11 protein-coding genes are annotated in these 11,598 nt (G+C 53.1%); 2 read left to right on the forward strand and 9 right to left on the reverse strand.

Annotated elements, in window-relative coordinates; all coding sequences use genetic code 11:
• Positions 1 to 14 precede the first annotated feature (14 nt).
• Genes I2H39_RS19740 through I2H39_RS19755 form a run of 4 tightly spaced genes read right to left on the reverse strand, consistent with a single transcriptional unit; the run spans position 15 to position 2,237 of the window.
• The gene (locus I2H39_RS19740) at positions 15 to 200 is read right to left on the reverse strand and encodes a PspC domain-containing protein (protein ID WP_138311170.1); all 186 of its coding nucleotides are present in this window, start codon (positions 198 to 200) and stop codon (positions 15 to 17) included.
• A gap of 29 nt (positions 201 to 229) precedes the next feature.
• Positions 230 to 1,114 (reverse strand): hypothetical protein, encoded by an 885-nt coding sequence (locus I2H39_RS19745; RefSeq protein WP_195627342.1) that lies wholly within the window; start codon positions 1,112 to 1,114, stop codon positions 230 to 232.
• A 5-nt stretch (positions 1,115 to 1,119) separates the two neighbouring features.
• Positions 1,120 to 1,920, reverse strand: coding sequence for a DUF1700 domain-containing protein (locus I2H39_RS19750; RefSeq protein WP_195627343.1), 801 nt, complete (start codon positions 1,918 to 1,920; stop codon positions 1,120 to 1,122).
• Entirely contained in the window at positions 1,917 to 2,237 is a 321-nt protein-coding gene (locus I2H39_RS19755; protein ID WP_195627344.1) for a PadR family transcriptional regulator, read from the reverse strand. The genes I2H39_RS19750 and I2H39_RS19755 overlap by 4 nt, the downstream gene beginning before the upstream one ends.
• Positions 2,238 to 2,646: 409 nt before the next feature.
• Here I2H39_RS19755 and I2H39_RS19760 point away from each other — a divergent pair, with 409 nt between their 5' ends.
• Positions 2,647 to 3,654: an AEC family transporter gene (locus I2H39_RS19760; RefSeq protein WP_195627345.1), complete on the forward strand. Its 1,008-nt coding sequence runs from the start codon at positions 2,647 to 2,649 to the stop codon at positions 3,652 to 3,654.
• Here I2H39_RS19760 and I2H39_RS19765 read toward each other — a convergent pair.
• From I2H39_RS19765 to I2H39_RS19780, 4 genes are read right to left on the reverse strand one after another with little or no spacing between them, the layout of a single operon-like run.
• On the reverse strand, positions 3,638 to 4,360 hold the full coding sequence (locus I2H39_RS19765; protein WP_207746898.1) for a formate dehydrogenase accessory sulfurtransferase FdhD: 723 nt from the start codon (positions 4,358 to 4,360) through the stop codon (positions 3,638 to 3,640). The genes I2H39_RS19760 and I2H39_RS19765 overlap by 17 nt on opposite strands.
• A gap of 13 nt (positions 4,361 to 4,373) precedes the next feature.
• Complete coding sequence (gene fdhF / locus I2H39_RS19770; protein WP_195627346.1) at positions 4,374 to 7,091, reverse strand: formate dehydrogenase subunit alpha; 2,718 nt, start codon at positions 7,089 to 7,091, stop codon at positions 4,374 to 4,376.
• A complete protein-coding gene (locus I2H39_RS19775; protein ID WP_138311165.1) occupies positions 7,076 to 8,401 on the reverse strand; it encodes an NADH-ubiquinone oxidoreductase-F iron-sulfur binding region domain-containing protein in 1,326 nt (441 codons plus the stop codon). The genes fdhF and I2H39_RS19775 overlap by 16 nt, the downstream gene beginning before the upstream one ends.
• A gap of 18 nt (positions 8,402 to 8,419) precedes the next feature.
• The gene (locus I2H39_RS19780; protein WP_138311164.1) at positions 8,420 to 8,914 is read right to left on the reverse strand and encodes an NAD(P)H-dependent oxidoreductase subunit E; all 495 of its coding nucleotides are present in this window, start codon (positions 8,912 to 8,914) and stop codon (positions 8,420 to 8,422) included.
• A gap of 278 nt (positions 8,915 to 9,192) precedes the next feature.
• On the opposite strand from I2H39_RS19780, the gene I2H39_RS19785 reads away from it, so the two are divergent.
• A complete protein-coding gene (locus I2H39_RS19785) occupies positions 9,193 to 10,020 on the forward strand; it encodes a hypothetical protein (RefSeq protein WP_195627347.1) in 828 nt (275 codons plus the stop codon).
• 17 nt (positions 10,021 to 10,037) lie between these two features.
• Here the strand turns inward: I2H39_RS19785 and I2H39_RS19790 are convergent, their stop codons facing one another.
• Positions 10,038 to 11,426, reverse strand: coding sequence for a sodium-dependent transporter (locus tag I2H39_RS19790; protein ID WP_138311155.1), 1,389 nt, complete (start codon positions 11,424 to 11,426; stop codon positions 10,038 to 10,040).
• Between the last annotated feature and the right edge of the window lie 172 nt (positions 11,427 to 11,598).

Raw genomic sequence — 11,598 nt, forward strand, 5'->3', positions numbered from 1 at the left:
GTGTTGTCCCGGCCTTAGTTGGGCTCCAGGGGAATGATGATGGCCGCCACGAAATAAGCTATGATTCCCGGGCCGGAGCAGGCAAATATGGCCCATATCAGGCGGACGATGGTAGGGTCAATGTTAAAGTACTCTCCTATGCCTCCGCATACGCCGCAGAGCATTTTGTTTATATTGGAACGGTATAATTTCTTATCCATAATGTTATCTCCTTTTCTGAAGGCAGGCCCTATAGGGTCTGGTCAAAATTTACATCAATGGTTCCCACGCCGCATTCCAGTTCCATGGTGTAGGGAGCCTTGTTGTTTATGTGTGTCTCATGGGAAAGCATGGTGTAGTGTTCCTCGCCCACGTCAATGGTTCCCACGCCGCATTCCACCTGATAATTATAGCCGGTCTGGGAGCCGGTCAGGTTCAGGGTCACATCTCCCACTCCTGTCTCAATTTCCACATCCCCATTGACAGTGCCCGAAAATGTAACGGCTCCCACGCCAGTGTCAATCTCCAGTTTGGAGAGGGTGATGCCCAGGACCCTGCATTCCGCTGCCCCCATATCCAGGGACAGTTTATCAAGTTCTTTTCCGGCCGGAATCAGAACCTCAATCCGGGGAGCATCGTTGCCGCGGCTGCGCCCGGACTCCCTCTTGATTTTTAAGGTGGATTCGTCCATGTAGCACCGTGTGCGGCCATAGATATCCTGTACATTGACCTGGATTTGGGAAATGCCCTCCTTTTCAGCAATGCGTATTACGCCCTTATCTACATCCAAATCCAGCTTCCTGGCTTGTTTAAAGGAGGGGTCGGATACCGTGGCCATCTGTGAAGGGTCATGGTCCCGGTCTGTGACATCCGTATCTTCCCGGTTATCCGCGTCACCCCAGTCATCCCGGTCATCCCAATTATCCCAGTTATACAGGTCATCCCAGTCATCCATACGGTCATTGTCCCAGCGGAGCGTCCATGGCATATGATTGTGCCAGACCCTGGAGGCCATCCGGGACGGCAGGGTGCTTGTGAATCGTCCTCCCATAGCAGCTGAGACAGCGGTGATGCCCAATCCAAGGAACAGGAGTATCAGTCCGGTGACAGCGCATATTTTTATGAATCTCTTCATTTTCATTACCTCCTTCGGTGGAGCAGGCGGCTAAGCCCATTGACGATACTTCGTATGACAAAAGGGACAAACCTTCCGTAGAACAATACGGAAAGGGCCAGGCACAGGGCCCCGGCGCCCAGAAGGATTAGTCCTGTACCGGATGTCATGAGTCCGTCCAGGGGGTGGGAAAACATGTGGAACACGCCATATGGAAGCATAACGATTCCTCCCATGAGTACCGCAAAGGTGGTGACTCCCAGCCCCACCAGTATGGCTGTCAGAATGCCCAGGACTCCCGCAGCCAGGCCCAGCAGGCCGCCGCCCACCCCCAGGAACACGGGGAATGCCACTATGATGAGGACTGCCCATAATATGAGCTTTATCACCTTGCTGGTTCTGGGCGGAGACGTCTGGGAGGCCCGTTTTCCGGCATCTGTATAACGGTCCTCCGGTCCCTGGTTAAATCCCCGGCTCTGTCTGAAGTCATCCTGGCCATCCGCCTGACCGTTTCCCTGGCTGCCGCCCTCCTGCTCCTGTGGCAGGTCCAGACGCTTTGCCATGGCATAGCCCGGGTCCCGGAACCGCTCGTCCTGATAGCCCTGTTCCGTAAATTCGCCGCCGTCCTCCAGGTGTCCTGCTATGTCGGTCCGAATGATGGCGGCAATCCGCTCAGGGCTTCCTAATTCCTGTATGACCTCTGCTTCCTTATCAGGACCGGCCTCGTCAAAATAATCGGTATAGTATTGGACCGCATCGTCCTTGTCTTCATCCTGGATGTCCTGCAGAAGATATGCAAGCTCCTTCATAAACTCATCCCTGGTCATAGCTTCGCCTCCTTAAATATCTGGGATATCTTCTGTGAATAAGTTGCCCATTCCCCCCGGTACAAATTCAGCTGTACCCTGCCTTTTTCCGTTAACCTGTAATATCTGCGGTTCCTGCCGTCAATGGCCATGTCGTACACCTCCAGACAATCCTCCTTCTGAAGGCGTCTCAGCACCGGATATAAGGTGGATTCCGAGATATCAATGGCCAGCCGGACATCCTGGGTGATTTTATATCCATAAGTCCCTTTCGCATCCTTTGAGACAACCGCCAGTACAATGGCGTCTAAAAGTGCGGAGCCAGTGTTAAATATCATAAGCACACCTCTGTTCTGAAAACAATATTATTAGTCGCGTCATATTATACAATGTATAATATAGTTATACTATACAGCATATAGTATTATATGTCAACACAAGAAAATCAAAAGATTCTGTTATATTTTCTTAAGCCTCTTTAGAAACTATTTAGCAATCGGTCAAACTTATGACACAAATAGCCGGTATACTATGAGACATAAACAAGCAGTCAGAGCTTTTCATATAGATACCATACAAAATAAGCCGGTGGGATTGGCAGAGGGCCTTTCCTGCCGGCTCAACCTAATTTATGGGGAAGACAGGGGAACAGTCATTATAAACAGCGGTTGTTTTCTGGAGTTATCATTGAAAATAGCAATGGAATCAGCTACAATGGAACAATCAAGAAAAAAGCAGGTAATAGAAATGAACGCAGGAATTATTGCCGGGCAGATGCTGGTTTTGTTTTTTATGATGTTGGCTGGTTTTATTGCCTTTAAGGCGCACATCGTCTCCCAGGAAGGCTCTAGGAGTCTGTCTTCCGTTATCATCAATATCTTTAATCCATGTCTGATTATATCCGGCGTACTGAATAAGAAAATCACATACAGTCCTCACATGGTGGCGGAGAACCTGGTTTTGGTGGCTGTGTTTTTCCTGGTTCTCATTCTCCTGAGCCGGCTGTTTACAAAGCTTATGGGACTTGAACCCGGGGAGGTAAACAGCTACCGCCTTATGATGATATTCCCCAACCTGGGATTTATGGGAATCCCGCTGGTGCGCAGTCTGTATGGGGAAGAGGCTGTGATATTCGTGGCCTTTTATATTGTTGGTTATAATCTTCTGGTTTATTCGTATGGTATTCTTCTGGCTATGGGGACAAGGGATGACAGTAAAAATACAGGAGACAGGCCGCAAGGAAAGGCTGGAAACGGACAGAAAAGAAAAGACGGGGCGCAAAACAGCAGGACGGACCGGACCGGGCTCCCCTGGAAGAAGATGCTAAATATCGGCATGGGCGCCTGTATCCTGGCAATTCTTATATTTGCATTCCATATCCGGGTGCCGGAACCCGCGGCTGTTTTTGTGGACAGCATGGGAAATGCAGCCGTGCCCCTGTCCATGATGACCGTGGGAATCATGGTGGCCCAGTCAGACTTAAAGTCCCTGGTCACCGACAGGAAGCAGCTGCTCTTTGCCTTTATCAGCCTGTTGGTCATACCTGCTGTCTGCATCCCGTTTCTGAGGATGCTGCCCATTGACAAGGTTTCCTACGGAATCTTTATCCTTTTGATTGCAATGCCGGTGGGCAGCGTGGTCATGCTGGTTGAGAAGGAATACGGGGCCACGGATGGAAGGATTTCAGCCAAAAGCATTGCGCTGACCTCCATCCTGTCTGTGCTTACCATTCCTGTGATTACATATCTGGCCTGACCGGGGATGGGGCAGAGGAGCCATTAGGGGCTGCACGGTAGATATTCATCCTGTTTCTGCGGGCAAATCCGATGACCGTCAGGTTGTAGGCAGCGGCCAGCTCCAGGGTCAGGTCTGTTGGGGCGGAGCGGGATACAATGACGGGTATGCCGGCCCATATGGCCTTCTGCGCAATGGGGAGGGGAATCCGCCCGGTGGTATACACGCTGGTGCCTGCAAAGTCCACATGGTCTTTTAAGGCCCGGCCAACTGTCTTTTCAAATGCCCGGCCGCGGTCCAGGTCCTCTGTCAGGTACAGAACCTCGGAATCACGGCACAGCATTACGCTGTGGACGTTGCCGGTTTTGCGGAACAGCTCCGAGGCGTCCAGAAGGCGCTGGGAAAGCATGAGTATGTCATTGGGACAGATGTGTGAATCCGGGAGGCGGACCATGGTACGGTCCGTTTCCCGGATTTTTATGTCTGCCCGGCAGAGAGACGGATGAATGTTTAAATCCGTTATATCCTCAGGGGAGGAGATGGCGCCTGAGGTATACAGCCTGCCTAAGAGCATCTCCTCCAGGTATTCCGGAATACAGTGAAGGACTTCCGTTAAGCGGCCGTTGATGCGCACGCTGAGGGCGCATTCCGCCAGTACTTCATCTGCGGAGGGCTCCTCCCTGCCGTCCTCATACCGTATGATTGGATACTGTTTGGTGAATTCCATTATCAGCACCTCATTACGCCTTCCTGATACGGATGGCGCATGCTTTATATTCAGGAATCCGGGCCAGGTCGTCCAGTGCGGCGTTGGTAATGCGGTTCACATTGCCGTCCGCAAAGTGGAAGGTCATGAATGCCTCCCTTGGGTGTACCTTCTGCCCCACCCTGGCGGTGCTGGAAATCTGTCCTCTTCTGGAGGATACAAGCACCTTGTCTCCGTTGCGGATGCCAAGGGAAGCCGCGTCCTCCTCATTGACCTCGATATAGGATTCGTTGCAGATTTCATTCAGTCCCTCGGTCCGCTTAGTCATGGCCCGGGTGTTGTAGTGGTAGAGCATACGTCCAGTGGTCAGGAGGATTGGATACTCCTCATCCGGAAGCTCCCTGGATTCCTTGTACACAGCGGGATAGAAATATCCAAGGCCCCTGGAGAATCTGCCTGTATGAAGAATGGGCGTGCCCGGATGGTCCTTAGAGGGGCAGGGCCACTGAAGGCTTTCGCCTGCATCCAGCCTGGCGTGGCTGATTCCGCCGTAGGACGGGGTTACGTACGCAATCTCGTCCATGACCTGGGCTGCGCCCTCATAATGGCAGGGATATCCCATCCGTCCCATGACGTCGCAGAATATCTGTATGTCATCCCTTGCCTGCCCCGCAGGTTCAACCGCTTTCCGGACCCGCTGGAGGCGGCGCTCCGTGTTGGTAAAGGTGCCTTCCTTTTCAGCATAGCTGACGCCCGGAAGAATCACGTCCGCGTAGGCAGCTGTCTCTGTCATGAAAAGCTCCTGCACCACCAGGAAATCCAGGCTCTTCAGCGCCTTTTCAATATGTCCTGTATCCGGGTCTGTTACGACCGGGTCCTCCCCGAAGATATACAGTCCCTTTACTCTTCCGTCAATGGCAGCAGGAAAGACCTCGGTGGAGGTAAGGCCGGGCCTGGGATTTAAGTCCACGCTCCAGGCCATCTGGAACTTGTGGATAACGTCCGGATTCGCCACCTTCTGGTAGCCGGGGAAGTCCGTTGGCAGACATCCCATGTCGCAGGCGCCCTGTACATTGTTCTGGCCCCGCAGGGGATTGATGCCGCATCCGGGCCTTCCCAGCTTGCCTGTCATCATAGCCAGGTTGGAAAGGCTCATGACGCCCTCCGTGCCCGTGGAGTGCTCTGTCACGCCCAGGCAGTATATAATGGGAGCCTTTCCGGCGCCCGCATACATCCGTGCAGCCTGTATCAGGTCCTCCTGACGGATGTGGCATATTTCGGCCACTCTCTCAGGGGGATAATCTTCTAAAATCTGTTCCAGGATTTCAAATCCCTCTGTGCGGGATGAAATGAAATCCATGTCAGCCAGGCCCTCTTTCAGAATAATGTGCATCATGCCGTTGGCAAAGGCCACATTGGTGCCCGGCTTAATCTGCAGGTGCAGGGCTGCGTCGTTTGTCAGGTCAATCTTCCTGGGGTCCACCACAATCAGCTTTGTCCCCCGCCTGACGGCGCGGCGTATCTGGGTGCCCACCACGGGATGGGCCTCGGTGGGGTTGGAACCCACAAGGAGAATCACATCCACATCCCCTGTAATATCTGCAATGGGATTGGTCATGGCGCCGGAGCCAAGGGTCATGGCCAGACCGGTCACAGACGCTGAGTGGCAGATACGGGCGCAGTTATCCACGTTGTTGGTTCGGAAAGCAGCGCGCATCATTTTCTGGAACACGAAATTGTCCTCATTGGGAGCCCGTGAACAGGAGAAACCGGCGATGGCGTCATTGCCGTATTTGTTCTGAATCTCCCTGAACCGTTTTGCCATGTAATCCAGGGCCTCGTCCCAGGAAGCCTGCTCCAGCTGTCCGTTCCTGCGGATGAGGGGATGGGTCAGACGGTCGCCGGAGCCAACGAACTTGTATGAGCCGAATTTGCCCTTTACGCACAGCAGATTGTGGTTGGAAGGCCCGTCGGCCGGTTCTGCTCCCACAATCCGGTTGTCCCTGACAAGCAGGTCCATCTGACATCCGGTGGCGCAGTGGGGGCAGGTGGTCCTGACCTTCCTGACCTCCCAGCTGCGGTACTTCTTATGGTCCTTGGCTGACAGGGCCCCTGTGGGACAATGGGAGACGCAGTTGCCGCAGGATTCGCAGGTGGTTTCAGACCAGGGCTTTCCGTAGGCAGTGGTGATGATGGTATCAAAGCTGCGGTCCTTCAGGCTGATTACGTTCCTGCACTGAAGCTCCTCGCATATCCGTACGCACCGGCGGCACATGATGCACAGCTGCGGATTGTATTCAAAAAAGGGACTGGATGTATCCTTTGGGGCATTTACGCGTTTTCCCCTGTCATAGCTGGTGTATTCCACGCCGTACTCCATGCAGTAGTCCTGAAGCTTGCAGGAACCGTTCTGCGGACAGGAGAAGCAGTGCTCCTTGTGGTTGCTCATAAGGAGGTCCAGGACAAAGCGCCTGGCTTCAATTACTTTATCTGAACGGGTGGAAATAACCATGCCCTCGGTGCAGTGCTCGGAGCATGCAGTGACAAGGCCCTTTTTCCGTCCTCCGTCCACTTCCACCACACACATGCGGCAGGAACCGTCAGGAGCCAGTTCCTTCATGTAGCACAGGGTGGGAATCTGGATGCCCAGTCCGGCCGCGGCTGTAAGAATGGTGGTCTCAGGCGGGACCTGGCATGGTATATGGTCGATTTCTATATGTATCCTGGTATCCGGATTTACATGGTGAGACATTTTTCATTCCTCCCGTTCTCATGACATACGCAGGCTCCCGCAGGGCAGGCGCCTCCGTTTATATGCGCTTCAAAATCGCCTCTGCGGTGGCGGAGGGCGGACATCAGGGCTACATTTACAGACTGGCCCAGACCGCAGGCCGAAAGCTGGGACACCTGATTGGCCATGTATTCCAGGCGCTCCACATCCCCTTCCCTGGCCCTTCCTTCCACGAAATCCGTAAGCAGTTCCAGTATGCGGGTGGTTCCCAGACGGCAGGGGGTACACTTTCCGCAGGATTCATGGACAAAGAATTCAAAGACCTTCTGTATATATTCCACAATACAGACACTGTCGTCCAGAACCACAATGGCGCCGGAACCGACGGCCAGCCCCTCCCGGGCCAGGTCCTCATAGGTATAGGGCGTATCCAGCTGTTCGGGGAATCCAATGGGGCCGGACTGGCCGCCCATGTGGAAGAAACCGGGCTTTCTGCCGGTTGACGTGCCGCCGCCGTATTCCTGGTCCATAATCAGGCTGCCCAGGGAAATACCAAGACCCACCTCAAACACGCCCCTGTTTTTTGCATGGCCGCTTATGGATACCAGCTTGGTTCCGCCGCTTTCAGGCGTGCCGTAGGAGAGGAACTTCTGACTGCCCTCATCAAGGATGACGGGGACGCAGCACAGAGTCTCCACGTTGTTGACCAGGGTGGGTTTGCCGTACAGACCTACTTCGGCCAGATGAGGCGGTTTGATTCTGGGCCGCCCTATTTTCCCTTCAATGGAGTTGAGCATGGCGGAATTCTCGCCGCACACATATGCGCCGCCCCCTGAGACAACGGTGATGCTGTAGTCAAAGCCCGGAACCCCCATGATGTCCTTTCCCAGATACCCGGCATCCACGGCATTCCGTATGGCTTCCTCAAAAATCTTCTGTATTCTCCGGTACTCTCCGCGTATGTAAATATAACCTTGTTTGGAGCCGAACACATATCCTGCAATGAGCATTCCCTCTATGACGCTTAGGGGCGTTTCCTCCAACAGCACCCTGTCCTTGAAGGTGCCCGGCTCTCCCTCGTCTGCATTGCATACAATGTACTTTGTATCGCCCTCAATCCTGTATAAACTTTTCCATTTCCGGCCCGCAGGATAGCCTGCGCCGCCGCGTCCCTTTAAATTGGAACGGCTGATTTCCTCCAGGATTTCTTCTTTTTCCATGGCCAGAGCCTTGCGTATGCCTGAAAATCCTCCCAGAGCTTCAAACTCAGGAACAGATACAGGGTTCATTCTGCCCACGCGCCTTAATAAAACGGATTCATTTATTTCCATGTAAGTGTTCTCCCTCAATTATTGATTGCGTTTTCCGGACCTCAGGTCATCCAGAAGCCGCCGGATTTTTTCACGGTCCAGATTTCCGTAGACCGTGTCCTTTACCTTGATAACAGGTCCTATGTCGCAGGCCCCCACACAGGGGATATAGTGGTAGGCAAAGAGTCCGTCCTCTGTGGTCTCGCCTATGCCCACCCCCAGTTCCTCCTTGAGAATCTGTGCGATTTCTTCGGAGCGGGAGAAATGGCATGGGGTGCTGTTGCATACCTTCAGCACAAACCTGGCCTTTGGTTCTGTCTTTAACATGGCGTAAAATGTTATGATGTCATATACCCGTGTGGGATTCATACCCACTTCCTCTGCCACCAGTGCGGCGGTTTCCTCATCAATGTAGTTGTAGCCTGAGGCGTTCTGCAGTTCATAGAGGATAGCCAGAAGGTGTTCTTTGTCCCCTCCGTTGTCCCGGATGATAGCCCTCTTTTCCTCGGCGGTCAGTTGGCTGGTGATTTCCATGCTTTATTCTCCTTATGTCTGATTTCTGAAATGATATGTATCCATAAAGACTAACCTAACAAATATAGGCAAAATAGTCAATAAAAGTTAAATTAATAACGCGGAATTTGTTGAAACTGCGAGGGCGGAAAGTGACCGGCCCCGGGTTGCTATCTGCCTTTGGAACGGCTATAATGGCAGCAGTTGAGGGAAAAGATATGACGCGCGGACTGTAAACTTTAACAGCAACCGTACGATAACATAGACAGGAACAAAAAATCCCAGCGGGAGGAAAGACTATGAGAATTAATTTTAATTCAGTTCAGCCTAAAAACACCATCATCAATGCGGCAAGGGTAAACGCCTCCTTTGCAAAAAATAAGGCCGGAACCAGAAAAGCAGCCGGAACAGGGCGCAGTGACAGGGCCACGTTCTCGCCTCAGGGAAAGTTTATGAGTATGATAGAGAATCTGACAAAGCAGAAGCAGGCCATTATTGACAGAAAGAATGACCTGGTAGAAAGTACCTTGAAAAACGGCGGCAAGGTGGATGATATCAAGGACCAGCTGAAAAATTACGGGAAGCAGCTGGCGGACCTGGACAAACAGATAGCCGGACTGTATGCCCAGCAGGCCAAGGCGTGTGTGGAACAGGATGACAAAAAAAAGTCCGGAAAGCCTGACCCCAATAAGACGGAGGACCAGCGGGAAGCAGAGCGTTTAAGCAGCCTTGCCAATGTATCGGACGGCATCAGAAATGCTGAGAGGATAGCATCCGTAAAGGACCGGATTGAAGGTGAGATGCATGTGAAGGAAGCGGAAGCCAGCCAGAGCGGCGTCCATGTGGATGCCCTGGTCAGTAAGGGCATGGGGGGCGCCAATGTGGCGGATATGATTGACAATGAGACCAGCGCCATAAAGAGAAAGGAAATGGAGATTGCGTCTCTGCGGGACCAGGCTGCGGAGCTTGGAGACAGCCAGGGAAAGAGTCTTAAGGAGAGCATGGATGCGCTGGAAGAAAACCGGGAGGCGGATAATCTGCAGGCCGGGACAGACCGTGCTGACGAAGACCGGGAAGAAAAAAATACAGGTTCCGGAAAAACAGATGCCGGAACCATTGATTCATGATATGCGGGGCCGGTCCTTTAGGACAGGCCCTGCCCGCGTCCAACCGTAAAATATAAGATGACCACAATAACCGCCGGAGCCAGGAATTTCACCAGAAAGGCCCACAGCCGTTTCCAGGCCAGGCTGTGGCCCGAGGCTTCAATTTCCCCAGAGGCATTGTCCGTTCCCCATACCCATCCCACAAACAGGCAGAAGCACAGGGCTCCCAGGGGAATCATCAGATTGTCAGTGAATTTTTCCATGACAGCATTCATGGGAAGATACTGTACGCCGTTGGTGAAATCAAACCAGGGCAGGTTTATGTCCATGGCCCCCTGCGACAGTGAATAGCCTGCGCTTAAAAATGACATGGGAATCACAAGAAGCAGGGTGGCTTTCAGCCTGGACAGTCCAAATTCCTCCGTAAGCCATGCGATGCAGCTCTCAAGGATGCTGATGGCGCTGGTCAGGGCAGCCACAAACAGCAGCAGGAAGAAGGCAAAGCCAAAGAACACGCCGCCGGGCAGCCGGCTGAATACCTCCGGAAGAGCCATGAAGGCAAAGCCGCCTCCCATTCCCATGGCTTCGGGTCCGGCCGTGATATAGACCACCGGTACGATGGCTAATCCGGACAGCAGTGCCACAAGGCTGTCCAGAATGCAGATGCAGCCCGCGCTTTTGGACAGGTTTTCTGTCCTGGGCACATAGGAGCCGTAAGTCACCATAATGCCCATTCCCACGCTGAGGGAAAAGAATGCCTGGCCCAGGGCAGCCACAACGGTTCCGCCGTTGAATTTTGCCGGGTCCACGGCCAGCATATACTTAAGACCTTCAGCAGCCCCGTCCAGGGTCATTGCATAGATGACGATGCCGGTCAGCAGTACGAACAGGCCGGGCATTAAAAATTTGCTGACCCGTTCAATTCCTTCTGACACGCCCCGCACAACCACGTAGATGCACAGAAGCAGGAAGGCAGCGCCCCATATGAGGGGCTCTCCCGGCCGGGATATGAAATCCGCAAAGTAGGCGGAAAATCTGCTGCTGTCATTTCCAAAGGCGCTGAAATCAGCTCCGGTCAGATACACTGCAATGTATTTCATCACCCATCCTCCCACCACACTGTAGTAGGACATAATTACAAACAGGGTCAGGACGCCGATGCCCCCGGCAAAGCTCCAGCGCGGGTTCAGCCGGCGGAACGCGCCCACTACGTTTTTCTGGGTGCTGCGTCCGATGGAGAGCTCTGCCAGCATGACCGGAAATCCTACCAGCAGAACAATCAGGGCATAGCAGATTAAAAACGCCCCGCCTCCTCCTGCGGCCACCTTTCCCGGGAATTTCCATATATTCCCCAGTCCCACAGCGCTTCCCGCGGCAGCCAGTATAAATCCTATGTTGCTGGCCCATTGACTCCTTTTATGTTCCATTCTCAAAATCCCTCCGTTATATCCATTAAAAATCCCGGCCATATGCCGGGAAAATAACCTCGTTTATTCTATCACAATGCCCTGGCACCGTCCATTCCTTTTTGTAAAATGATGCCGGGAATGATTTGGGCGGAGACTGGCAGCCGGAACCCTTGAATAGATTTTTTCTATC

It is taken from the genome of Clostridium sp. 1001283B150225_161107_B6 (genome assembly GCF_015556325.1).
GTDB lineage: Bacteria > Bacillota > Clostridia > Lachnospirales > Lachnospiraceae > Enterocloster.